This window comes from Sutcliffiella sp. FSL R7-0096, from assembly GCF_038595065.1.
Lineage (GTDB): Bacteria > Bacillota > Bacilli > Bacillales > Bacillaceae_I > Sutcliffiella_A.
In genome coordinates this window covers 2,446,793-2,469,835 of sequence record NZ_CP152003.1, presented here as the reverse complement: position 1 = coordinate 2,469,835, position 23,043 = coordinate 2,446,793, and the positions used below count along the sequence as shown (strand labels likewise).

General features: G+C 41.3%; 24 protein-coding genes, 1 pseudogene and 1 riboswitch. Of the genes and pseudogenes, 20 read left to right on the top strand and 5 right to left on the bottom strand.

Features of this window, described 5'->3' with window-relative positions:
* Positions 1 to 347: 347 nt before the first annotated feature.
* The 3 genes from MKY77_RS12490 to MKY77_RS12480 all read left to right on the top strand — a co-directional run bounded on the left by MKY77_RS12490 (position 348) and on the right by MKY77_RS12480 (position 1,978).
* The gene (locus MKY77_RS12490) at positions 348 to 827 is read left to right on the top strand and encodes an SRPBCC family protein (protein ID WP_339149806.1); all 480 of its coding nucleotides are present in this window, start codon (positions 348 to 350) and stop codon (positions 825 to 827) included.
* 176 nt (positions 828 to 1,003) lie between these two features.
* Complete coding sequence (locus MKY77_RS12485; RefSeq protein ID WP_339146152.1) at positions 1,004 to 1,300, top strand: antibiotic biosynthesis monooxygenase; 297 nt, start codon at positions 1,004 to 1,006, stop codon at positions 1,298 to 1,300.
* 198 nt (positions 1,301 to 1,498) lie between these two features.
* On the top strand, positions 1,499 to 1,978 hold the full coding sequence (locus MKY77_RS12480) for a hypothetical protein (protein ID WP_339146151.1): 480 nt from the start codon (positions 1,499 to 1,501) through the stop codon (positions 1,976 to 1,978).
* A gap of 133 nt (positions 1,979 to 2,111) precedes the next feature.
* Here MKY77_RS12480 and MKY77_RS12475 read toward each other — a convergent pair.
* A pseudogene (locus MKY77_RS12475) lies at positions 2,112 to 2,326 on the bottom strand (hypothetical protein); the annotation flags it as partial.
* A 289-nt stretch (positions 2,327 to 2,615) separates the two neighbouring features.
* On the opposite strand from MKY77_RS12475, the gene MKY77_RS12470 reads away from it, so the two are divergent.
* From MKY77_RS12470 to MKY77_RS12390, 17 genes are all read left to right on the top strand, one after another.
* Entirely contained in the window at positions 2,616 to 3,113 is a 498-nt protein-coding gene (locus tag MKY77_RS12470) for a DinB family protein (RefSeq protein ID WP_339146150.1), read from the top strand.
* Between the two features lie 350 nt (positions 3,114 to 3,463).
* Positions 3,464 to 4,099: a YhbD family protein gene (locus MKY77_RS12465; RefSeq protein WP_339146149.1), complete on the top strand. Its 636-nt coding sequence runs from the start codon at positions 3,464 to 3,466 to the stop codon at positions 4,097 to 4,099.
* Positions 4,100 to 4,759 carry a hypothetical protein gene (locus MKY77_RS12460; protein WP_339146147.1) on the top strand — a complete coding sequence of 220 codons (660 nt, stop codon included), beginning with the start codon at positions 4,100 to 4,102 and terminating at the stop codon, positions 4,757 to 4,759. It begins immediately after the preceding gene.
* A gap of 15 nt (positions 4,760 to 4,774) precedes the next feature.
* Positions 4,775 to 5,506, top strand: coding sequence for a polymer-forming cytoskeletal protein (locus tag MKY77_RS12455; RefSeq protein ID WP_339146145.1), 732 nt, complete (start codon positions 4,775 to 4,777; stop codon positions 5,504 to 5,506).
* A gap of 268 nt (positions 5,507 to 5,774) precedes the next feature.
* A riboswitch (cobalamin riboswitch) is annotated at positions 5,775 to 5,963 on the top strand.
* A gap of 175 nt (positions 5,964 to 6,138) precedes the next feature.
* Positions 6,139 to 6,687 (top strand): cob(I)yrinic acid a,c-diamide adenosyltransferase, encoded by a 549-nt coding sequence (locus tag MKY77_RS12450; protein WP_339146144.1) that lies wholly within the window; start codon positions 6,139 to 6,141, stop codon positions 6,685 to 6,687.
* Positions 6,688 to 6,708: 21 nt separating this feature from the next.
* Positions 6,709 to 8,091 carry a cobyrinate a,c-diamide synthase gene (locus MKY77_RS12445; protein ID WP_339146143.1) on the top strand — a complete coding sequence of 461 codons (1,383 nt, stop codon included), beginning with the start codon at positions 6,709 to 6,711 and terminating at the stop codon, positions 8,089 to 8,091.
* Entirely contained in the window at positions 8,084 to 9,625 is a 1,542-nt protein-coding gene (locus MKY77_RS12440; protein WP_339146142.1) for a cobyric acid synthase, read from the top strand. Before MKY77_RS12445 ends, MKY77_RS12440 begins: the two co-directional genes overlap by 8 nt.
* Positions 9,609 to 10,649, top strand: a complete 1,041-nt coding sequence (gene cobT / locus MKY77_RS12435) for a nicotinate-nucleotide--dimethylbenzimidazole phosphoribosyltransferase (RefSeq protein WP_339146141.1) — start codon at positions 9,609 to 9,611, stop codon at positions 10,647 to 10,649. Before MKY77_RS12440 ends, cobT begins: the two co-directional genes overlap by 17 nt.
* Positions 10,650 to 10,690: 41 nt before the next feature.
* Positions 10,691 to 11,689, top strand: coding sequence for an ABC transporter substrate-binding protein (locus MKY77_RS12430; RefSeq protein WP_339146140.1), 999 nt, complete (start codon positions 10,691 to 10,693; stop codon positions 11,687 to 11,689).
* Positions 11,655 to 12,728, top strand: coding sequence for an iron ABC transporter permease (locus MKY77_RS12425; protein WP_339146139.1), 1,074 nt, complete (start codon positions 11,655 to 11,657; stop codon positions 12,726 to 12,728). The genes MKY77_RS12430 and MKY77_RS12425 overlap by 35 nt, the downstream gene beginning before the upstream one ends.
* The gene (locus MKY77_RS12420) at positions 12,721 to 14,199 is read left to right on the top strand and encodes an adenosylcobinamide amidohydrolase (protein WP_339146138.1); all 1,479 of its coding nucleotides are present in this window, start codon (positions 12,721 to 12,723) and stop codon (positions 14,197 to 14,199) included. Before MKY77_RS12425 ends, MKY77_RS12420 begins: the two co-directional genes overlap by 8 nt.
* A gap of 32 nt (positions 14,200 to 14,231) precedes the next feature.
* Positions 14,232 to 15,164 (top strand): adenosylcobinamide-phosphate synthase CbiB, encoded by a 933-nt coding sequence (gene cbiB / locus MKY77_RS12415; RefSeq protein ID WP_342515342.1) that lies wholly within the window; start codon positions 14,232 to 14,234, stop codon positions 15,162 to 15,164.
* A 9-nt stretch (positions 15,165 to 15,173) separates the two neighbouring features.
* Positions 15,174 to 16,253, top strand: a complete 1,080-nt coding sequence (gene cobD, locus MKY77_RS12410; protein WP_339146136.1) for a threonine-phosphate decarboxylase CobD — start codon at positions 15,174 to 15,176, stop codon at positions 16,251 to 16,253.
* Positions 16,247 to 16,795, top strand: coding sequence for a bifunctional adenosylcobinamide kinase/adenosylcobinamide-phosphate guanylyltransferase (locus tag MKY77_RS12405; RefSeq protein WP_339146135.1), 549 nt, complete (start codon positions 16,247 to 16,249; stop codon positions 16,793 to 16,795). Before cobD ends, MKY77_RS12405 begins: the two co-directional genes overlap by 7 nt.
* A complete protein-coding gene (gene cobS / locus MKY77_RS12400) occupies positions 16,792 to 17,553 on the top strand; it encodes an adenosylcobinamide-GDP ribazoletransferase (RefSeq protein WP_339146134.1) in 762 nt (253 codons plus the stop codon). Before MKY77_RS12405 ends, cobS begins: the two co-directional genes overlap by 4 nt.
* Positions 17,505 to 18,140 (top strand): histidine phosphatase family protein, encoded by a 636-nt coding sequence (locus MKY77_RS12395; RefSeq protein ID WP_339146132.1) that lies wholly within the window; start codon positions 17,505 to 17,507, stop codon positions 18,138 to 18,140. The genes cobS and MKY77_RS12395 overlap by 49 nt, the downstream gene beginning before the upstream one ends.
* Positions 18,092 to 18,523: a bifunctional adenosylcobinamide kinase/adenosylcobinamide-phosphate guanylyltransferase gene (locus MKY77_RS12390; RefSeq protein WP_339146131.1), complete on the top strand. Its 432-nt coding sequence runs from the start codon at positions 18,092 to 18,094 to the stop codon at positions 18,521 to 18,523. The genes MKY77_RS12395 and MKY77_RS12390 overlap by 49 nt, the downstream gene beginning before the upstream one ends.
* 295 nt (positions 18,524 to 18,818) lie before the next feature.
* Here the strand turns inward: MKY77_RS12390 and MKY77_RS12385 are convergent, their stop codons facing one another.
* The 4 genes from MKY77_RS12385 to MKY77_RS12370 all read right to left on the bottom strand — a co-directional run bounded on the left by MKY77_RS12385 (position 18,819) and on the right by MKY77_RS12370 (position 23,005).
* A complete protein-coding gene (locus MKY77_RS12385) occupies positions 18,819 to 19,466 on the bottom strand; it encodes a hemolysin III family protein (protein ID WP_339146130.1) in 648 nt (215 codons plus the stop codon).
* 40 nt (positions 19,467 to 19,506) lie between these two features.
* Positions 19,507 to 20,607: an AI-2E family transporter gene (locus MKY77_RS12380; RefSeq protein WP_339146129.1), complete on the bottom strand. Its 1,101-nt coding sequence runs from the start codon at positions 20,605 to 20,607 to the stop codon at positions 19,507 to 19,509.
* 159 nt (positions 20,608 to 20,766) lie between these two features.
* Positions 20,767 to 22,386 (bottom strand): ATP-binding cassette domain-containing protein, encoded by a 1,620-nt coding sequence (locus tag MKY77_RS12375; protein WP_237662389.1) that lies wholly within the window; start codon positions 22,384 to 22,386, stop codon positions 20,767 to 20,769.
* A 166-nt stretch (positions 22,387 to 22,552) separates the two neighbouring features.
* Positions 22,553 to 23,005: a cupredoxin domain-containing protein gene (locus tag MKY77_RS12370; RefSeq protein ID WP_339146128.1), complete on the bottom strand. Its 453-nt coding sequence runs from the start codon at positions 23,003 to 23,005 to the stop codon at positions 22,553 to 22,555.
* Positions 23,006 to 23,043: the final 38 nt, after the last annotated feature.

Sequence of the window (23,043 nt, the reverse complement as noted above, 5' to 3'; positions counted from 1 at the left end):
AGCTATCGGAAGCTTGTTGGAGTTTAACTAATAAAAAATTAATGCTAAGCGGTACACCGTTACTATTCAAAAATTTGAATTTAGAAAATGGGAGATTATTGAAAGAACGGTTCATATTTTATTTATGAGTAAATCAGGTGAAAAGTGAGGTAGACTTGCAATTACACTAACTAGCGCTTTTTTGTTCTATTACCTTATTCTATATTTTTTTGGGCGGAGAACACGAAACTGATTTCATTATTTTTTTAGTTATATATTGGTTTGGTACTATAAAATATTGTTTATGTTTTTTCTGAGCATATAGTGATTAGCAAGACTACGAGAATATAAAAAAGGTGGATGAAATGATGAATGAAAATGTTACACTACATGAGTCAAACGGTCGTTATGAATTAAAATTTGAACGAATTTTCCCTCAAAACCCAGAAGAGGTTTTCCGTGTCATTACAAAACCTAGTTATTTCTCCCAATGGTACCCATTTGCAACAGGGGAGATGGACCTCAGACTTGGTGGTAAGATTACCTTCGATGACGGTGAAGGTACCACATACACGGCTACCGTCACAGAGTTAGAAAAGCCATATTTATTTGGGTTTCGTGAAGTTGATGATTTGATAAACATTTCATTGTGGGAAGAGGATAAGGGTTGTCGAATGATCTTTACCCATACTTTTAACGATGGTTCATGGGCAATTAATACAGCGGCAGGATGGCATAGATGTCTTGATGTACTTCACCAAATAGTAAACGGACATCCAGTTGAATGGAAAGATAATTCAGCTGAATTAAGGGAATATTATCGGAAAGTATTAAATCTCAATAGTTAAAAATTTTGAATGATACTTTAGAGACTATCAAAGATAAGGTAAAGCAATTCTCCAAAGGAGCTTATTCCATATAAGAGGCACATTTCTTGAATAGAGAAGAGCGACTTTTTAAATCATAAAAAGAAGATATAGAGTGAAATATTCATTCTATAATTGGACATAGAAGGGGAGATTTTATGATATTAGAAGCTGTCATGCTTCAAGTTAAAAAAGGTATGGAACAGGAATATGAGGAAGCTTTTCGTAAGGCATCAATAATTATTTCATCGATGAAAGGCTATTTATCCCACGAATTACAGCGTTGTTTGGAAGCTGAGGGGAAGTATTTATTATTAGTGAGTTGGGAAACTTTAGAAGATCATACAGTCGGATTTAGAAAATCACAAGAATATCAAGAATGGAAAAATGCGCTCCATCATTTTTATGATCCATTCCCGACAGTTGAGCACTTTCAAAAAGTGGATATTTCGTAAATTTTTTACTTTACAAACGGTTGGAGAAAGTTGAGCACCTTCCGTAAACGGGCGCAATCCAGGAACAAGGGTCAGCGCTCTTTTTTATATTGGCAAGCTTAAATATCTTATTGTAGGAATTTGTAGATTATGAAATAATTGGTATTAAGCTATAGGACTGTTAATTAGACATAGATACAATCAACCAAGGAGATAAAAATGAGGAAGAACAAAAAGTTTATACTATATATTTTAGGTGCTACAATTATGGAATTCTGCATCTTAGTATTTTTGAATTTTACTCTTTACAGGGGTGTATTCGATTTAGGTTTATTAATTCCGTTTATGACGACTGGTTTTTTTATCTCTTACTATTTTTTGAAACAGGGAATGAGTAGTAAATGGACAAAGCCATCTTTAGTTATATTCTTTTTTATTCCTTTATTATTCTTTATTTTTTTCAGACCGACCTACACTTTTGAACAGGCTAAACAATTGGTTTTTGAAAGTAGGTATGACGTATCTAATATTGTTGTACATAATGAAGAAAGGTACAGAGATACTGTACCTATATATACGGATGATACGCGGTTCTTTATTCGTTATGGGGATTACCATTTTGAAGGGGATGGAAGGTACTTTTTAGTGCATCCTCGTTCAGGTATAGTTACTGAGATGGAACAACCTTATTGGCGGTAATCCATCAAATTGATGCTGAAATCAATTTCGCTTACTAATTTATAAAAGAATATAACTAGTCCAACCGTTCTCTATAGAATGGCTGTTTGTTTTATACTTAACGGAGAAAACTTACAGTGATTTGATTAGAATTCTAACTATCACTAAGTAGCATTTGATTTATCTGTTATTTTCCCGCCATTTTTTTACTCTATTTAAGAAAATTGAAGCAATAAAGGTAATTTTCCAAGTTTTAAACGTATTGTGATAGTTATTCACGTTTAGGTGATGATAGTTTACATAACCTTCTTTGCTTAGGAGAATTGGTTCGTGATTCAAAGCTTTGGTAATGAGCGCTGAACCTTGATAAAGGATCGCGCCCTAAATGTAGGTTGGTGGATATTATTTATTATCGAAAGCATGGCCGAATAGCAAGCTGTCGTTTCAAATTAAATCATTTTAGTAGACAGATAGATTGTCTGTCAATGGGGTGCTTTTTTGTCAGTATGAAGGAATTAAGGCTGGATGAGTCGAATAAGTCAAAGTAAACGTTGTTTTGAGGAATTTTCAGGTACATATAGAAATATGGAAAAGAAACAAAGTTTACGAAAGCAGACTTTAATGAAAGTTTATTCTAAACAGTTAGGGGATTGGTAGGATGCAAGTTGTAACCAAAGTGTTTTTAGAACAACTAGACATGCATTACCATGAGAATGATTGGTTTGCATCAATGAATCAGGCGCTTCATGGAGTCACTCCAGCAGAGGCAGCATGGACTAGTTCTGGAATCAGCAATTCGATATGGCAAATTGTCAACCACTTGATATTTTGGAATGAAGACGTAATCCACCGAATTAAGGGCACAGAGAATCCACATAGGGCAGAAGACAATGAAAAAACCTTTGGGAATCCGGGGGATCCAGAAGACGAAATTGGGTGGGCGCAGACAGTACAACACTTTGATGAAGTCATGAATAATTTAAAAACGGTCATAGCGAACCTTGACGATGAAAAGTTAAAAGCTCCATATACCGCGAACAGATACTCTACTGAACGTTTACTCAGCAATATCATGATGCACGATACGTATCATCTCGGACAAATTGTTCTGTTGCGAAAGTTGCAATCCTCATGGGATGGCGTTGATTGGTCTTGAAGGGTCAACTTTCAGCAACCTTTCTCACCAAGTATATTAACGGTGTTGTATCCATTTTCTTTCTCAATGGTGGATCGTTAGATTTCCCTACTTAAGATGGCAAAACAGATGTGTTACGCAAATAAATTAGAACTTACTCACAGTGGGACCTTTGGTATGTTTCATAGTCCAACAATCGGGCGCTATCCTCTTACATGGATTAGCGCTCTTTTTCATTTTGAGGCCAGATTGTTGTGAATTACTCATATTAAGCAGGTGCTTCATGTGAATAAGGTATTGAAAAATATCACAAGATTATATCTTTACAGTGTAACAGTGTTATGTTACATTACGTTTAAGGAGTGAAGACAATGGATGAAGAATTAATCTCTAAAAAAGACTTGTTAGAGCAAACGGACATTACTTACGGACAGCTCTATCGCTGGAAGAGAAAAAAGTTAATACCGGACGATTGGTTTATAAGAAAATCGACATTTACAGGGCAAGAAACGTTTTTTCCAAGAGAGAAAATGATTGAAAGAATTAACAGAATCAAAGAGTTAAAGGACAATTTATCACTGGATGAATTAGCAAATGCATTATCTCCAAAGAAGAAGGAGGTTAACATATCAAGGAAGGAGATTTTAGAGAGAAACATTGTTTCGTCAAATGCTGTAGCTATTTATGAAGAACAATTCCGTGAATTGGATATGGTTTCCTTTCAAAGTTCCCTATATTTGTATCTTTTAGATAAATCATTGGAGACGGGAGAGATCGGATGGGAAGAAGGAAAGCAAATCATACAAACATTACATGACCACTTTCCGAAGCTAGAGGAAAGACGTGCTTCATTAGTGGTGTTTAGAAAAATGGGAGTTGTAACAGTGTTGCTTGTTTCCAATCCTGATGATTTCTACGTAGATGAAAAAACAAAAGTGGCTGTATCATTGGATATTGATACAGAAGTAGATGAACTATTGAATATTTTAGTAACAGGGGGTTTTTAAATGATAAAGGAAACAAATAAAAACTTAAAGGTTATAGGAGAAGGAAGCTATCCTGGTGGAGAATACGAAAAAATAAAAGTTATAGGTCAAGGGGAAATCTTTGAAGATGTTCGTTGCCAAGAAACAAAGATTATTGGGGAGTATTGTATAAACGGAAAGGCGTCAATGGAGCAGGTGCATGTAACTGGGAAACTAAGTATAGATGAAGAATTAAATAGTAATAGAATAAAAGTCATTGGTGAGCTAAAGGTTAGGAAGTCGATGAAAGCAAATACCCTTGATATGAGAGGGTTTCTCAATAGTACTGGAAATGTAGAGCTAGAAAAAATGAACCTTAAAGGGGGATTTAATATCACTGGGTTGTTGAATGTTGGTGATTTGCAGGTGAATTTACAAGTTGCTCCTAGTAAGGTCGGTGAGATTGGTGGTGAGAAGATAGTAATCAAAAGTAGAAGTTTCTTGAAACAATCTTACACACTAGAAGCAGAGTTAATAGAAGGAGATGACATTTATCTAGAACATACTAAAGCAAAAATAGTTAGAGGAAATAAGATTGTACTAGGTGTGAAATGTCATATTGAGAAAGTAGAATATAGATCTTCCTTTACAAATAAAGTTAAAAACTCGAAAAACATAGTACAGATTAGTCAAATTAAATAATGGGAGGGTATTATTATGGTTCTAAAAGCAAAAGGGGACTTAATTCTTTCTGGTCATAGTGAATCTGCTGGTGGATCTTTCATAAAGGTTGAAATCAACGGACATGGAGCATTACATGGAGATGTGGAATGTAAAAATTTTGAGTGTAATGGATCAGCAAAAATAAATGGTAATATCACGGCCCACCACGCTGCAATCAATGGAAGTACAAAGGTACAGGGGAATTTTTCTTCAGAGGTGATGGAGATCCATGGGGATTTAACGATAGACGGAACAGCATTTTTTCGTAAAATGGAAATTAAGGGGCACACACGAGTGAAAAAAACAATAAAAGGCGACGACATTCTCCTCGATGGAATAATCAAAGTAGCTGGGGATTGTGAAGTAGAGAAAGCAGAGCTAAATGGAGCCTTTACTATCGATGGTTTACTAAATGCAGATCACGTTGAAATATCGTTACATGGGAAATCAACTGTGAAGGAAATCGGAGGAGAAGTTATTACTGTATCAAGAAATCGGCAGCCTATTCTTCATTTGGATAAGTTAATTAAAGCTTTGCGTAGAGAATTACATGCAAATATCATTGAAGGTGATGTGGTTAAGCTAGAATATACCAGGGCGAGAGTTGTTCGTGGGAATTCAGTAGAGATTGGTCCTGGATGTGAAATTGAGTTTATCGAGTATAGCAGCAACCTTAAAGTATCGGAAAAAGCTCTCGTAAAAAAATCTGAGAAAACATTAAAATAATGGAGAGAAATATTGTATTTAAGGTTTCATATAGACATAGATAATAATTTTTGTCAGTCATATTAAATTTTCTAAAACATAAAAAGCACCGCTAACATACCTTTGCAAATCCTTTTTGGTGAGAGGACATTTTATTGATTTATTAAACTTTTTTCAAAAGCCGCAAAATTTTCTAAAGACATTCGAAAGAAAATAGGCTACAATAAATGCGTTGTTAATTTAAGCTTGTATAGTGTAAATGCAATAATATAAAATTTCATAATTGATTGATACAATACAACATTTAGGTGCCTTTGTGAAGAAAGGTTAAAAGGGAAGCTGGTGAAAATCCAGCACGGACCCCGCCACTGTAAGCGTTGAATATTGCCGAGATTATCCACTGTGCAACAGCATGGGAAGGGTCGGTGATGTGCTTGAAACGTAAGTCAGGAGACCTGCCTATTTGTTTTTAAGGATTCTGCGAGGAAAGAATGCTTAAAGTGACATTCATTTATTTTTCTCCAGTTTTCAAATTTAAAGCGAGTCCTCGTGGAAGAGTTTTAAAAGAGTATCTGGATTGGATGGACCTTTAAACGTCTTTTTGCATCTAGCAGAAAGGCGTTTTTTTATGCAAAAAAACAGGAGGTATGGTTATGAATCGGAAAACAAAACAAAGGGGCTTGACACTAGTGTACACCGGAGATGGCAAAGGCAAAACAACGTCGGCAATAGGTTTGGCAGTTCGAGCGGTAGGCAGGGGGATGAAGGTGAAGATCTATCAGTTCATCAAATCCCCTGAGCGCACATACGGCGAACAGATTTCCCTGAGTAAACTAGGAGTAGAGATAAAACAACTGGGAATAGGATTCACCTGGACAAAGACTCCAGAGGAGCATCGTGAAGCGCTCCGCATCGGTTGGCCAAAAGCAAAAGACGCTGTCATGAGTGGGGACTACGACATAGTTGTCTTGGATGAATTGAATAACGCTTTATCCATTCAGAGTTTTCCAGTTGATGATGTCCTACCATTGACAGAGGTCTTAGAACTTATCAGGAATAAGCCTGAGCACGTTCACCTTGTCATAACCGGAAGAGACGCACCTGATCAAGTCCAAGCGGCAGCTGATCTGGTATCGGTCGTACATGCGGAAAAGCATTATTACGATAAGGGAATCCCGGCAGTTAAAGGTGTGGAATTTTAAGAAGACGGTGGTGAGAGAAGAATGGGGAAAAGAAGGATTCTGATAGCGGGAACAGGCAGCGGAGTAGGGAAGACAACCATTACAATTGGTTTGATGGCAGCGATGCGAAGAAAGGGTCTTTGTGTCCAGGGTTTTAAATGCGGTCCGGATTATATCGACACCTCTTACCATACAGCGGTAACAGGAAGGAAGTCGCGGAATCTGGATAGTTGGATGCTTTCACCAGATTGTGTGAGAGAAGTTTTGGTTCGTGGAAGTGAGGGTGCCGATATTTCCATCATAGAAGGGGTGATGGGCTTCTATGATGGGAAAGATCCGCTTTCTGATGAAGGAAGCAGTGCAGAAATAAGCATCCTCACCGGCAGTCCTGTGGTGCTTGTGGTGGATTGCTCCGGCATGGCAAGGAGTGCGGCTGCAATGGTCAAAGGATATCAGGCCCTTTCAGGGCAAGTGAATATTGTTGGTGTAATAGCGAATAAAGTGGGAAGCGAAGGGCATTTTCATTTGATTAAGGCTGCGGTCGAAGCGGAATGTAATATCCCTGTTATTGGTTATATGACAAGGGAGTCTGAATTCGAGATGCCAGAGCGACATTTAGGGCTTGTTCCATCCATTGAACGTGGAGAGCTTGATGGGTTTTTTAATGGATTGGGTGAGCGTGTTGCAAGTACCGTGGATGTGGAACGCTTATATGAATTGGCTGAAGAAGCTTTCGAGATTCCAACTCAGAATGAACCTTCCATTTTTACTACATATCCCAACAAAAGGGTCCGTATAGCTGTCGCCTATGACCCTGCCTTTCATTTTTATTACGAAGAGAACTTGGAGCTTCTGCAAATGAGAGGGGCAGAGTTAATCTTCTTCTCTCCCTTGGAAAATGAGGAGGTCCCACATGATGTGGACGGTTTATATCTTGGTGGAGGTTTTCCGGAGGAATTTGCACCGAGGCTCTCTTTTAATGCAAAAAGCATGGATAGCATCTATCAGGCTGTCGTGAAAAGGGGGATCCCAACCTTTGCGGAATGTGGAGGCTATATGTATTTATGCAAGGAACTTGTGACAGTGGGCGGAGAAACTTATCCCATGGTTGGGGTCATTCCAGGTATCGTGCAAATGCAACCTAGGCTCGCCGCTCTTGGATACAGGGATGTCAAAGGTCTAAATGGGAATTTTCTCTTGAAGGAGGGAGAGGTGGCGAGGGGCCATGAGTTCCACTATTCCACCTTCCATCATGAAACAGAGCTGACGGCCGCTTTTGAAACAAAAGGGATGAAAGGAAAAGGGACAGATGGGTATATTAGCAAAAACCTTGTTGCTGGTTATACGCATATTCATTTTGCCTCCAACCCAGGGATGGTGGAGAACTGGATTCAAAGGTGTCTGGAGGTAAAACTTCATGTTTAAAGGTACGCCACTGATGATCCAAGGAACGCATTCTGATGCGGGAAAAAGTGCTGTGGTAACGGCATTATGCAGGATATTTGCGAGAGAAGGTCATAAAACCGCACCCTTCAAATCACAAAACATGGCGCTTAACTCCTATATAACCAAAGATGGGAAAGAAATAGGCAGGGCACAGGGTGTCCAGGCGGAAGCTGCTGGTGTGGTGGCCACCACCGACATGAATCCCATTTTGATCAAGCCTACCGGCGACTATCAATCTCAAATTGTAGTAAATGGAAAGCCTTTGCGAAACATGAAGGCGGGTGTTTATCGACAAGATTTCTACGAGAAGGGTCTACAAGTAATAACGGAGAGCTATTTTCGCCTTCAAAGGGAATACGAGATCATCGTGATAGAAGGGGCGGGGAGCCCAGCTGAAGTGAACCTCAATGATCGGGAGCTTGTGAACATGCGTATTGCCAGGTTGACCAATGCACCGGTCATTCTTGTAGGGGACATTGAAAAAGGGGGTGTATTTGCAAGTCTTGTCGGAACATTGCAGTTGTTAGAAGAGGACGATCGTAAAAGGGTCATCGGCGTTGTCATCAATAAATTCAGGGGGGATGTATCCCTCCTCGAACCTGGGCTGGAATGGTTTGAAGTATATACCGGCGTTCCGGTATTAGGTGTGATCCCTTTTGTAACTGGTTTACATATTGAAGCCGAGGACTCTGTCGTCCTTGATAGCTTTTCCAAAATTATAGATGAGACGAAAGATTTGGATATCGCGGTGATCCGCTTCCCATATATCTCAAACTTCACCGATATGGATCCACTTTTTTCCGAGGAGGATTGCCATGTGAGGTATGTGCAAAAGGCGGAAGAACTCGGAAAACCGGACTTGGTCATCCTCCCTGGTAGCAAAAATACGTTAAGTGATCTACTATTTTTGCATGAAAGTGGACTTGGGAACCGGATACAGACTCTGGCAGAACATAGGACACAAGTAATCGGGATTTGCGGTGGCTATCAAATGCTTGGAGAAGTAGTTGTGGACGAGTATGAGGTGGAATCTTCGTTAAAAGTGGTTTCCGGTCTTGGGCTCATCCCAATGAAAACGCACATGGCAGAGGAAAAGAAAACCGTTCTTTCCGAGGGAATGCTGGCCTTTGAGGGGAAACACTTTTCTATAAAGGGTTATGAAATCCACATGGGAGTATCTAGAGCCCATGACGGAGAAGACGTCATGCCGTTTGTCGTGTTAGCAGACCGAACAGATGGGGTGCAAATTGACAATATTATAGGTACATACTTCCACGGGATCTTCCATAATGACGGTTTCAGAGAGGAATTGTTGAACACATTACGACGAAAAAAAGGCCTTTCTCCCATTACTAACAGGCTCTCTTTTGATAGAAAAAGAGAAGAGTCATTTGATAGATTGGCAGATGTTGTGAGCAAGCATCTTTCTATGGAAAGGATTAAGGAAAGGATGCTTGAATTTCAGTTGTTAAGCAAAAAGGAGGCAGGGGAAGCGTATGGGGAAAGTCTATAATATAAAGCCTATCAACCTGATGCAAGGGGGGAAGATGGAGGCGTATTTAAACACCTTGACCAAGCCTCAAGGAAGTTTAGGGGCTGTGGAGGAAATCGCCATCCAGCTTGCGCAGATTACCGAGGAGGATTTTCCTGAGGTATCACCAGCAGGAATCATTGTATTTGCTGCAGATCATGGAGTAGCTTCCGAGGGAGTGTCAGCATACCCTCAGGAAGTGACAGTGCAAATGGTGCACAATTTCCTTGATGGGGGAGCGGCCATCAATGTATTGGCGAAACAGATCGGTGCAAAAGTTGAAATTGTCGACATAGGGGTGTCAGCAGATGTGGACAGGGTAGGACTTCACATGAAAAAAATCCGCCATGGGACAGCTAACTTCCTGAACGTGGACGCCATGACCAGAGAGGAGGCATGGCAGGCGATTGAAGTGGGAAGCGACATGGCAACAAGTGTCATCGAAAGCGGTGCGAAATGTCTGATCATCGGGGAAATGGGAATTGGCAACACCACGAGCAGCAGTGCTATCTTGTCAGCCTTAAGCGGTTTGGATGTAGAGGATGTCATTGGGAATGGAACTGGAATAAGTGTTGAACAATTGAAATGGAAACAACAAGTCATTCGTCAATCACTTCAAGAAAGGAATCCTGACCCGAACGATCCAATCGATACGCTATCAAAGGTCGGTGGCCTTGAGATTGCTGGAATGGTTGGAGCCATTTTATCGGCAGCGGAGCGGAAAATCCCTGTACTTGTGGATGGTTTCATCAGCACCGTGGCTGCCCTGGTTGCCCAGAGACTATACCCTGGAGTAAAGGGATACCTTTTCATCGGTCATCAATCCAAAGAGGCTGGTCATCAGCATGCTATCATGCTACTAGATAAAAAGCCGATCTTAAATCTCGGTCTCCGGCTTGGGGAAGGGACGGGAGCAGCTCTTGCCTTTCCAATCCTGGAGGCAGCAACAAACATTGTAAAAGAGATGGCGACCTTTGAATCAGCCGGGGTTGCGGAAAAAATTTAGAAAATCACCTATTCAATAGAAAAAGTAGAGGAGTAAAAGAGATGGAGCAAATCAAACAAAAATGGGGAAACATCGGTCTTGTATTAATTTTAATTGTTGGAATATTAACAGGATGTGGGTCCATTACTAAGGAAACAAACGGAAATGTAAATGATACAGCAATCGGTGAAAATACAAGCGGTGAGGAGCAATCGCAAAACTCAGCCTTTCCTGTCACAATAAAGGACGATTCAGGTCAGGAAATCACCCTTGAAAAAGAGCCTGAAAGCATCATATCCATGCAACCAAGTAATACGGAAATCGCTTATGCTCTTGGCCTTGGAGACAAAATGATCGGTGTGTCCGATTATTGTAACTATCCAGTGGAAACCGCCGATGTGGAAAAGGTGGGCGGCCAGGACATGAATGCGGAAATGATTTTGACGCTGATGCCTGATGTGATTTTTGTAACGGATTATCATCATCAGAATCATAATACCATCCTCCAACAGTATAAGGATGCCGGCATAAATGTCATTGTCATTGGCAGCGAATCCTCTTTTGCGGATGTATATGAAACAATCGAATTGATTGGAAAAGCAACTGGTGCAACTGCAGAAGCGGAAACGCTGATTGCCAATATGAAGGAACGACTACTTACAGTGGAAGAAAAAGCAAAGCAAGTGACAGAAAAGAAAAGAGTTTGGGTAGAGGTTTCTCCTGCGCCGGATATCTTTACGACAGGTCAAGGGACTTTCATGCATGAAATGCTTGAGTCCATACAAGCGGAAAACGCTGCAGGAAATCAGGAGGGCTGGGTGAAACTGACGGAAGAGGAAATTGTCCAGCTAAATCCAGATGTGATCATCACTACCTATGGCTATTATGTGGAAAACCCAAAAGAGGGGGTTTTGGCCCGTTCTGGGTGGGGGGAAGTTCCTGCCATCAAAGATGGAAATGTACATGATGTGGACAGTGATACTGTTACAAGGCCTGGACCTCGCTTGATTGAAGGGGTGGAGCACCTTGCGAAACTTATCTATCCGGAGATTTTTGAGTAATAGACTATTTTGGTTATATCTTGGTAGCGGAGGGTTTGTACTTGGTGCAGCCCTCCTTGGTTTATTGAACAGCAGTGTCTCCATCCCGATCCCAACAATCTTGCATATCTTAACGCAAAATACACTTGGGATGGGCTGGCTACCGGACATTCCGAAGAATGAAGAAATGATTATTTGGAATATCCGCTTTCCGCGTGTGTTGCTGGCCTTGTTTGTCGGTGCAGCCCTTGCGCTTGCCGGTGCAGCTTTTCAAGGGTTGTTAAGGAATCCCCTTGCTGATCCCTACACCATCGGGGTTTCCTCCGGAGCTGCATTGGGGGCGGTTGCCGTGCTTTTTTTCAACATCACCATAATAGGGCTGGGAAGTTTCACCCTTCCTGTTGTGGCCATTGTCAGTGGACTGTTATGTTTGCTCCTTGTTTTTGGACTAGTCAGGTTGAGCAGCCGGGGGCTGGCGATAGAAACCATCATCCTAGCAGGTATCATCATCAGCGCATTTATCAGCTCGATCATTTCATTGATCATTGCCCTTGGTGATAAGGAAGCGATGACCCAAATCATTTATTGGCTATACGGAAGTGTGGGGATGAGAAGTTGGGGGCATGTACAACTTATTTTCCCGTTTATGGTGGCCGGTTCCATTCTTTTGTTTCTGCATTATCGTGAATTAAATGCGATGGCGTTGGGGGAGGAAGCGGCAGATCATATTGGAGTGAATGTGAAGCGGGGAAAAATACTCATCTTATTTGGTGCTTCGCTTCTGACAGGTTCTGCAGTTGCCGTGTCGGGATCCATCGGGTTCGTGGGACTGGTGATTCCTCATTTGGTGAGGCTACTGACTGGGCCAAATCATCGTCACGTACTCCCTTTTTCTATGCTTATAGGTGGGGGGTTCTTGGTATTGGCAGATTTACTTGCAAGAACCATCATTGCACCAAAGGAACTGCCGATAGGTGTAATAACCGCATTGATTGGTGCCCCAGTCTTTGCTTGTCTTCTTATCAGAGAAAGGATTGGGAAGGGGAAGGAAAATGATTGAACTGAAGCGGCTAGTTGGCGGGTATCGGCCGGAAAAACCAATTATAAGCGGGGTGGACCTGACAATAGAGAAAGGGGAATTCTTTGCGTTGCTCGGTCCGAACGGGAGCGGGAAGACAACCCTCTTCAAACTTGTGACAGGGCAGCTTCCGGTGGTAGAGGGAGAATTGTTGCTTTCAGGGAGGCCACTCTCTTCCTTGACAAAGTTGGAAAAGGCTAAAAAAATGGCGGTGCTTACACAGGAATTACAGGTTTCATTTGATTATACTGTCGAAGAAATCATTAGTCTTGGGCGGTACCCACACCAAAAAGGGTTGCTTAAGAACCTTACCAAAAAAGATAAGGAAATCATGCAGCAGGTGATGGATATTACCGGGGTGACCGTGCACAAAAATAAGCAGTTCCGCAAATTGAGCGGGGGAGAGAAGCAGCGGGTACTTCTTGCAAAGTCCCTTGCTCAGGAACCGGAGATTCTCCTGTTGGATGAGCCGACCAACCATCTTGATATCAAGCACACTTTTCATATGTTGGACCTTATCAAAGAGTGGCAGCATACGAAAGGCCTGACTGTCTTTGCCATCTTGCATGATTTGAATGTGGCTTCCTTATATGCAGATCGTTTGGCACTTTTACATAATGGAAGGTTTCTGGAGGTGGGGGACTCTGACACACTCCGAAAAGAGGAGCAACTTGAAAGAGTATATGATGTATTTATCAAAGCAGGACCACATCCAGTTGTCCCAAAGCCTCAACTTTTAATGACGCCAAAATTAGAAGTAAAGAAGAAAGTGCAGGGATTTCATGAAAATTTTTTAATGGAAGCGGATGAAAGGTGCGTTCATGTCCAATCAATCATGCCCTTAAGAACCATCTCCAATGGAGTGATAGGCGAAGGGATTCAATGGCAGAAACATTTCTGCAACTTTCATGTAGATAAGGATTATAACTGTGATAATCCTCTAAAAGATATCAGGGGGTGGCTGCGGCAAAGGGAAATCCCGACTGAACAGTCAGTCGGGATGATGACAGCTGTCAAACTTTCGGATGTTGTGATAAGTAAGAAGGAAATCGAGGGAATGGAGTTCATGGCAGTAGTTACAGCAGGGGTTGGAAATGCGGTTGATATAACAAGTACGGAGCTCTGTCAGACACCGGTGACCCTTGGGACCATTAACATCATGCTTTTTATCGATGCACATTTAACGGATGGTGGGCTGGTCAATGCAATGATGTCAGCCACCGAGGCAAAAGTAAAGGCGCTACATGATTTAAAGGTGCAAGATCCGAAGACCGGCACGATTGCTACAGGAACTTCCACAGATGCCATGGTTCTCGCTGTCACCCAACAAGGTGAAAGGTCACCTTATGCTGGGTCTGGAACCTTAATAGGAAAGGGAATTGGACATCTTGTCTATGAAGTGGTAACAAAAGCCATACAGAAATACCGAAAAAGAATGGGCCAGCAGATATGATAGGTGAGGTTTTCTATTTAAGTTTATTTATATTGGTCGTAGCGATAGGGCTGGATATGCTCCTAGGCGATCCGCGCAGGTTGCCACATCCGGTGGTACAGATGGGGAAACTCATCTCGTTCTTGGAGAAGGCCTTGAACAGGGGGAGGAGCCGAAAAGGGAAAGGGGTCCTTCTGGCTTTGGTAGTGGTCCTCTTTGTTTATGGCATTGTATTCCTTCTTGTAGCAATCTCCTATAAGATTCATTTTTATGCAGGTGTAATGTTGGAGGTCTATTTTATATGGACAACCATTGCCATCAAGGGATTATCGGATGCAGGGAAAAGTGTCTTGATCCCACTTCTAGTTGGAAAGCTGGATGACGCCAGGAAGGCCCTTAGCATGATTGTGGGGAGAGATACAGAGAACTTGTCAGAGAGTGAAGTCGTCAGAGGGACGGTGGAAACCATAGCGGAGAATACAGTGGACGGCATCACCGCCCCTTTGTTCTGGGCAATGCTAGGTGGAGCCCCTCTTGCCATGGCATACCGAGCCATCAATACCTTGGATTCAATGGTAGGGTATAAGAATGAAAGATTCCTGGATTTCGGTTGGGCTTCTGCCAGGCTGGATGATGTGGCTAACTTTATCCCAGCAAGGTTGACAGCTTTGTCCATCTGGTTTTCTTCTATATTAATAAAAGGATCTAATAGAAAAGCCGGATGGATCATTACCATGAGGGATGCAAAGAAACACCCCAGTCCCAATAGCGGTTGGCCGGAAGCGATGACGGCAGGTTTAATGGGAATCCAGCTAGGTGGTGTGAATTATTATAAAGGGATTAAATCTAACAGGAAAACGATGGGGGATTTTCATAGAAAGCTAGTTGCTGAGGATATCCCAAGATCCATTATATATATGCATGGTGGTTGGGGCGTGTTTGTAGGATTAGAAATTCTATTATTATTTTTATTGGGACAGAAATGAGGGTTGAGGATGAATTGGCCAGAACATGGCGGTCAGCCAGATTTGATGAAGAAACTTTTGGAAGCAGAAGACCTGGAAGTCTTGGACTTTAGTGCAAATCTTAACCCTTTGGGGCCACCTGAATGGTTGCAGGGTGAATTGGAGGATCAATGGAAAAAGCTGTTGTGTTATCCGGATCCGAACTATACTTTCAGCACTAGTGCATTGGCATGGATGGAAAGGATTGATGATGATGGAATCCTTCTTACCAATGGGGGAGCGGAAGCTATTTTTCTTGCGGCTAAATATTTTGAAGGGAAAAGTGCTGGGATCGTACATCCTGCTTTTTCGGAATATGAACGGGCATGTAGGCATTATCATCTACAGGTGACAGACTTTATCACATCGCCTGTGGATGACTTTCGGCTGCCGATGAATCAGCTGCTTAAAGCAATGCCGGACTTGGATGTGCTCTTCCTATGTCGACCCAACAATCCGACAGGGATGGTCATTCCTAAAACGGAAATTAAAATGTTACTGGAACAGGGGCTACATGATCATACATTCCTGGTTATAGATGAAGCGTTTGTGGATTTTGTCCCATCCGAGTCCTTGACTCCGTTGCTAAAAGAATATCCAAATCTTATTTTACTCCGGTCACTGACAAAAATGTTCACGATCCCCGGCCTTCGGTTAGGTTATATGATGGCGAGTGAGGCAGTCATAAATGAAATGAAGAGCTTTCAGGTGCCTTGGAGTGTAAATGCTTTGGCAAGTGCCATCGCTCCGCTTCTATTAAGGGATAAACATTTTGTGGGGCATACCGTCCGTTGGCTTGATGGACAGACAAGGAATTTGAAAGACTTTGGAGACAAGAATGACTTTTATCTATCCAACACATCGGTCAATTTCTATCTTCTTCAAGATAATAGAAATCCTCAAAAAACGGAAACTCTCTTCTCTTTCTTGTTCCAACATGGCATTTTGGCAAGACATACATATAATTTCAAAGGGTTGGAAGGCAGCCACCTTAGGCTTGCTATACGGTCAGAAGAAGAAAATGCCAAATTGCTTGCCATTTTAAAAAAGTGGAGGGAGAGCGTGTGGTGATTTTTATCTCCGGAGGGGCTCGATCAGGGAAGAGCCATTTTGCGGAAAGGTTGGCTCTATTCCATCACAAACAATATCCCACCACTCGTCTCGTATATTTGGCTACCTCCAGAAAGAGTGATAGAGAAATGGAGTGGAGAATAGCGATGCATAAGGCGCAACGTGGTGAAGAGTGGATGGTGGAGGAGGTACCAGTTGAGGTTGGAAGAAGTATAATGCAAGCACGCAATGGCGATGTGGTACTACTGGATTGCCTGACAATCTGGCTTAGTAACATGCTATTTGATGGGATCCCAAGGAAAAGAGAAGAACTAGTTGCAGAGGTTGAAGGGTGGGGGAATCTTGCCAGGAAGAAAGGATTGACTCTGTTGGTTGTTTCCAATGACCTGAACGAAGAACCTTCATCCCGTTATAAAACGGTCCGCTCCTATGTAGGCATATTGGAATTACTTCATCAACATCTTGTTAAACAAGCTGAAGTGGCGGTACAGGTAAGGGCTGGTATCCCAAAGTATTGGAAAGGAACAGAGGTGTCATTGTGAAAAATAGCTTGTATGGTTTCTGCTTATCCCTCCAATTTTTGACAAGGATTCCTGTGCCTGTGGAGTGCCCTTGGAACAAGGAAACTAGTAAATGGGCACTTAGATGTTATCCGCTCACAGGTATGGTATTGGGAGGAATTCTAGTATTAATTGTCTTCTTTCTGCATGGTGTTTTGCCTACTTGGATGCTGGCACTGCTAATTTTGACCATTTGGATTTGGATCACAGGAGGCCTGCACCTGGATGGTTGGATGGACGTGGCAGATGCCATTGGCTCCAATGCAACACTTGAGAAAAAATGGGAGATTATGAAAGACCCACGGGTTGGAAGCTTTGGAATATTAAGTTTATTGTTTTTAATAGTATGGAAAGCAGTTTTTATTTATTTGCTATTGATTCAGTCCTATCAATATATTATTTGTTTCTTGGTCATCCTTGCCTGTTCAAGAGGCATGGCGGTCTATCTAATGTATCTTTTTCCAACTGCTCAGCAGGAGGGGTTAGCCTTTGAATGGAAGAAGAATCTTACAAGAAGTGATTTAGTCGTGTCATTTTTACCCATAGCCGCATTGTTTCTATTTCTTCCGGAGTATCTTGTACTATTGCCTGGCTATTTTTTATTCACATGGTGGTATGGCCATTGGATGATGAAACATTTTAAGGGAAGTAATGGCGATTTGTTGGGAACGGCCATTGAAGGAGGGGAACTATGCGGGTTGATCGTTATGTGGATCTATATCTCATTCGTCATTGGATAACCGATTGGAACAGGGAGAAACGGTATCTTGGTCACACGGATAAAAATATTCTACTAGATGGAATAAATGAGTTGGATTTACTTAAAAAAGAGCTTGAACGGCTATCATTTGATGCCATCTATTCAAGCGACCTGATAAGATGTCAAGAGACATTGGACTACTTACAGCTATGCCAATCTCCAAACCTTGATCCGAGATTAAGAGAAATGAATTTTGGTGATTGGGAAGGTAAGAAATATGAAGAGTTGAAGAAAGATCCTTGTTACCAGAAATGGCTTGATAATTGGGAGTTGAATAGTACACCATCTGGTGAGAGCGGGCAATTGTTCCAACAAAGAGTGGACGCATTTGTTTCGGAAATGTTGGGTAGAGACAAGCCCTCCTTTGAAACAGCTAACATTCTGGTAATGACTCATGGTGGAGTGATCAGGTATATGCTCAGTAAGTTCAAAGCTACAACCTCTTTTTGGGAATCACCTGCTGTCTCACATGGCAAAGGACATATATTAAGATTGGTAAACAGGGAAGGGGACTGGACGTGCAACTCATTATCGGTGGTGCCTTCAGCGGTAAAAGAAATACAGTAAGAGTACTTCATAGCAGGGAACTAAGCTGGATTTCTGCTTACTATGATCATAACTTGAACGACTGGAAATCACATTGGGAGAAAGATACAGCTCTTGTTTTAGAAGGCTGGGAACAGTGGATAACGGATGCCATTCAATTGGAACAAGATGATGATTCCATTCGGCAATCATTTAATTCCAGTCTTTTGGAGTTGAGAGAGGAGGAGGCAAAGAGAGGCAAAGAAATAGTTCTAATCATGCTAGAAATGGGACGGGGAATTGTCCCTGTGGCTAAACAGGAAAGGAGATTACGTGATATTGCGGGATGGATCTCGCAAGATGCCGCAAAGCTAGCGGATGAGGTGTACTATGTTTGGCATGGGATGAATGAACAATTGAAGTGATGGACTTTTGGTAAGTTGGGTGGTCCCCCCTTAAAGTCCTATCTTTGTCTTTAAGTTCTTTTAGATTTTGTGTAAGTAAAAGGAGGCATTGTCATGTCACACGCAAGTTCAAATGCGCAAAACCAACTGTAAAGCATATTAATGCGCACTTGACTGGAATAAGAAATTCAAAAAAGTAAAAAACCCAGAACCTTTTAGATCTGGGTTTTTTGCTGTATAAATATGGTACTAATGACAATCATCTTTAAAAAGATAGTGAATGGACGTTTTTCTTATTGAAAGGAAACCCTATTTTCTATTGAACAGGGAGAACATATAATAAGACGAAAAAGAAATGCAAGACTGTGCCGCCTAGTACAAATAAGTGCCACACCGCATGATGATAAGGGAAAGCGCGCCATACATAAAAAATGGCTCCCACACTGTAGACAACCCCTCCCAATACTAGGAAGGCGATACCGGTAGAATTGACCTTAGCTGTGATTTCTCCCCAGCCGAACACGGCCAGCCACCCCATCAGGACATATAATAGTGTCGATGCGAAGACAAATCTTTTTACAAAGAAGACCTTGAACACCGTACCTCCAATAGCCAATGCCCATACTATCCCGAAAAGCGTCCATCCCAAAGCCCCATTCATCACAATGAGGGTGATGGGGGTGTAACTGCCGGCAATGAAAAAGTAAATGGAAGAGTGATCTAAGATCTCAAAGACGTTCTTCGCTTTTCCTTTTGGCAGGGCATGCAAAAGGGTGGAGGCTGTGTATAGCAAAAGCATGGTTACTCCATAAATGATGAACGTAAGAACATGAAGGGCTGTTCCATTTATGGAAGAGTAAACAATGAGTAACACAAGTGCAGCTACACTGGTTAATATACCGATTCCATGCGTGATGGAATTGGCGATTTCCTCGCCTTTAGAAAACGTATGCGTTTGAGCCATCTTTTATCATCTCACTTTTTTGTTAAAATGTATCCTTCCACTATAACAGATTATCTTCTGAAACTTTTACTTTCCTTAATTTAATGAAACGTATGGTATGCAACACAATAACTTTAGATACCGCATAGGTAGGTACCGCAAGAAGAAGGCCGAGCAGGCCGGCAAATTTACTGGCTACCAATAATAGTAGGATGATTGTCAATGGATGAACATCCAATTTTTTGCCCATTACTTGGGGAGAGATAAGATTGCTCTCCACTTGTTGTACAACGATGACGACAAGCAGCACCCAAAGAGCCATGATGGGTCTGTCGAAAAAAGCAACGATAACGCTTGGTATCGTTCCAATAAAGGGGCCAATGAATGGGATAACATTGGTGAACATCGCGATTAAGGCAAGCACTAGGGAATACTCCAAACCAATGATTAAGAAGCCGATATAAATCAGAACACCGACAAACACACTAACGATGATCTGACCCTGGATATAGGAGCTTAGTGCAATATCCATATCCTTTAAGACATTTCTTCCTTCCCGTTCGTGCTGGCGTGGGATGATTTTAAGTACCTGTTCAGGTAACTTTTCGCCATCCTTGAGCATATAGAAAAGGACGAATGGAATGACCACCAATAATATCAGGAATCCAGTTATCGCACTGATGACATTCACTACATTCGATCCAAAAGCTGTCAAATAGGCATTCAAATTATCAGCAATTTTCCCGGATATTTCTTCGAGAGAAAACCTTTCATCTTGTTGGAATCTCGCTATATACTCATTTTCTTGAAGCTCTACAGTGAATTTCTGAATCTCGTTAACTATTTTAGGTGTGTTCTCAACCAGACTGTTCACCTGTTGTTGCAAAGTCGGGCCAATGAGGAAAAGTAATAATGTAATCAACCCGATGAACATAAGATATATGCTCAATATCGCTAATGCCCTTGGAATATAACGTGCCGCGAGATTAACCAAAGGTCTTAACAAGTAATAGAGTACACCTGCTAAAATAATCGGAGCAAACAGTGTACTGATCATCACCGTCAATGGTGTGAAAATAAAGTCAACCAATGATGCCAAGAAAATAATCAATAGTATTACAATAATGCCATAACCAATCCTGAACCACTTCGTCTGTGGCATATTCCCACACCTCATTCTGTTGTAAAAATAAAATATTAAATTTACTATACATGACTATCATTAAAAATGTAACAAATCCCTCTTTTTACATACGAAGTATACACTCAAAGGTTTCATCATTTTAAAAAAGCCCTTTATAAAAAGGGCTTGGCTTGAAATTTAAGAATTAAGTTCTGCCAGCTGTTGTTGTACAGTTGCATCCTCTAAATACTCATCATACGTCATCTGCTTGTCAACTAAGCCTTTAGGGGTGATTTCGATGATGCGGTTTGCAATTGTCTCAATAAACTGATGGTCATGGGAAGTAAAGATCATAGAGCCTTTGAAACTGATTAAACCGTTGTTCAATGCTGTGATGGATTCTAGGTCTAAGTGGTTCGTTGGGTCGTCCAATAATAGAACATTCGATCCACTTAGCATCATTTTAGAAAGCATGCAACGAACTTTTTCTCCTCCAGAAAGCACACTTGCCTTTTTCATAACTTCTTCACCGGAGAAAAGCATTCTCCCAAGGAAACCGCGTAGGAAACTTTCAGTTTGGTCATTTGGTGAATACTGACGTAACCAGTCGACAAGATTCATATCGACACCTTCAAAATAGGACGAGTTATCTCTAGGGAAGTATGCCTGGGAAGTAGTGATACCCCATTTGTACGTTCCGCTATCTGGTTCCATTTCACCAGAGATGATTTTTAAAAGAGTGGTATTGGAAATTTCATTACCGCCAACCAATGCAATTTTATCATCTTTGTTCATGATAAAGCTTACATTATCCAATACTTTCACACCATCAATTGTTTTGGTCAAGCCTTCTACACGTAAAAGGTCATTTCCAATTTCACGTTCCGGGGTGAAATTCACATAAGGATAACGACGGGAAGATGGTTTGATATCATCCAAAGAAATTTTATCTAAAAGTTTTTTACGGGATGTAGCCTGTTTTGACTTGGATGCATTCGCACTGAAACGGGCAATAAAAGCTTGTAGTTCTTTAATTTTCTCTTCCTTTTTGCGGTTCGCATCAGATGCCAATCTCGTTGCAAGTTGACTGGACTCGTACCAGAAGTCATAGTTACCAACATAGATTTGTATTTTTCCATAGTCCAAATCAGCAATATGGGTACAAACTTTGTTTAAAAAGTGACGGTCATGGGAGACAACGATGACTGTATTTTCAAAGTTGATAAGGAACTCTTCCAACCATTGAATCGCTTTTAAGTCCAAGTGGTTGGTAGGCTCATCAAGTAAAAGCACATCAGGCTTACCAAAGAGGGCTTGTGCCAAAAGTACTTTTACTTTTTCGCCACCAGTGATATCAGCCATCTTCTTTGTATGAAGATCTTCAGAAATTCCTAGACCTTTTAAGAGGATTGCTGCTTCTGATTCTGCTTCCCAACCATTTAATTCAGCAAATTCCCCTTCAAGTTCTGCAGCTCGCATGCCATCTTCATCTGAGAAGTCTTCTTTCATATAGATAGCATCTTTTTCCTGCATTACTTCATAAAGACGACTATGTCCCATGATTACAACTTTAAGTACTTCGTGCTCCTCGTATTCAAAGTGGTTCTGTTTCAAGATGGCCATACGTTCGCCTGGATTCATATGAACATCGCCTGTTTGTGCTTCCACTTCTCCGGATAAAATCTTTAAGAAAGTCGATTTTCCAGCACCGTTGGCTCCAATCAGCCCGTAACAGTTCCCCGGAGTGAATTTTATGTTAACATCTTCAAATAATTTTCGATCGCCATAGCGTAATCCTATATTCGTAACTGTAAGCATGTAATTAGTTTCCTCCAAAATTAATGTCGTTGAAATTATACCATTAAATGAGGAGGTTGCAAAAGATTCATTTACTATAGAAGCAATATTTATGAAAATAAAAATGACCAGTCACCCGTTTGACTGGTCATTTCGAGGGTTTAAAGCAGATTATACAAATGCAAATTTAATAAACGTAGATATAGGCAACCATCGGAGGACTATGATGTCCATCGTGGTGCGAGTGGGTGGAACAGATGAGTTTGTAGACACCCGCTTTATCAAATCGAACATCAATTAATGTTTCCTCCCCCTTTTTTATGATCCCACTAATATCAGTTCCTTCGATGTAATAAGGATGTTCACTACCATTGACTCCAAATATACTTAGCGTTATTTCTTTGTCACGCGGCACGGTAATCGTTCCAGGATCAAAACGGTAAGCCTCAATTTCTGTACCGTCTTCCAATTTTGTCTTAAATTCAGAAGTAATCATATTGAATACCATTTCTTCTTCTGCCGGCGGTTTGCCAATGGTAGGAACTACGCCTTTATTAACGACAAACCATCCACCTACTCCTGTGATTATACAAAGTGCAACCGCTATAAGAAAGCTCTTCTTGATAACAAAAAATCTCATGTACATGCCACCCTTCCTTTTGCTTGTCTTCTACTTAA

Excerpts from the sequence above, each read along its gene's own strand:
- MKY77_RS12430 (WP_339146140.1), top strand. The coding sequence starts at position 10,691 with ATGGAGCAAATCAAACAAAAATGGGGAAACATCGGTCTTGTATTAATT.
- MKY77_RS12420 (WP_339146138.1), top strand. The coding sequence starts at position 12,721 with ATGATTGAACTGAAGCGGCTAGTTGGCGGGTATCGGCCGGAAAAACCA.
- MKY77_RS12445 (WP_339146143.1), top strand. The coding sequence starts at position 6,709 with ATGGGGAAAAGAAGGATTCTGATAGCGGGAACAGGCAGCGGAGTAGGG.
- MKY77_RS12465 (WP_339146149.1), top strand. The coding sequence starts at position 3,464 with ATGGATGAAGAATTAATCTCTAAAAAAGACTTGTTAGAGCAAACGGAC.
- MKY77_RS12395 (WP_339146132.1), top strand. The coding sequence starts at position 17,505 with ATGCGGGTTGATCGTTATGTGGATCTATATCTCATTCGTCATTGGATA.
- MKY77_RS12480 (WP_339146151.1), top strand. The coding sequence starts at position 1,499 with ATGAGGAAGAACAAAAAGTTTATACTATATATTTTAGGTGCTACAATT.
- MKY77_RS12455 (WP_339146145.1), top strand. The coding sequence starts at position 4,775 with ATGGTTCTAAAAGCAAAAGGGGACTTAATTCTTTCTGGTCATAGTGAA.
- MKY77_RS12385 (WP_339146130.1), bottom strand. The coding sequence starts at position 19,466 with ATGGCTCAAACGCATACGTTTTCTAAAGGCGAGGAAATCGCCAATTCC.
- MKY77_RS12460 (WP_339146147.1), top strand. The coding sequence starts at position 4,100 with ATGATAAAGGAAACAAATAAAAACTTAAAGGTTATAGGAGAAGGAAGC.
- MKY77_RS12490 (WP_339149806.1), top strand. The coding sequence starts at position 348 with ATGAATGAAAATGTTACACTACATGAGTCAAACGGTCGTTATGAATTA.
- cobT (WP_339146141.1), top strand. The coding sequence starts at position 9,609 with ATGGGGAAAGTCTATAATATAAAGCCTATCAACCTGATGCAAGGGGGG.
- MKY77_RS12450 (WP_339146144.1), top strand. The coding sequence starts at position 6,139 with ATGAATCGGAAAACAAAACAAAGGGGCTTGACACTAGTGTACACCGGA.
- MKY77_RS12375 (WP_237662389.1), bottom strand. The coding sequence starts at position 22,386 with ATGCTTACAGTTACGAATATAGGATTACGCTATGGCGATCGAAAATTA.
- cobD (WP_339146136.1), top strand. The coding sequence starts at position 15,174 with ATGAATTGGCCAGAACATGGCGGTCAGCCAGATTTGATGAAGAAACTT.
- MKY77_RS12440 (WP_339146142.1), top strand. The coding sequence starts at position 8,084 with ATGTTTAAAGGTACGCCACTGATGATCCAAGGAACGCATTCTGATGCG.
- MKY77_RS12370 (WP_339146128.1), bottom strand. The coding sequence starts at position 23,005 with ATGAGATTTTTTGTTATCAAGAAGAGCTTTCTTATAGCGGTTGCACTT.
- MKY77_RS12470 (WP_339146150.1), top strand. The coding sequence starts at position 2,616 with ATGCAAGTTGTAACCAAAGTGTTTTTAGAACAACTAGACATGCATTAC.
- MKY77_RS12485 (WP_339146152.1), top strand. The coding sequence starts at position 1,004 with ATGATATTAGAAGCTGTCATGCTTCAAGTTAAAAAAGGTATGGAACAG.
- MKY77_RS12380 (WP_339146129.1), bottom strand. The coding sequence starts at position 20,607 with ATGCCACAGACGAAGTGGTTCAGGATTGGTTATGGCATTATTGTAATA.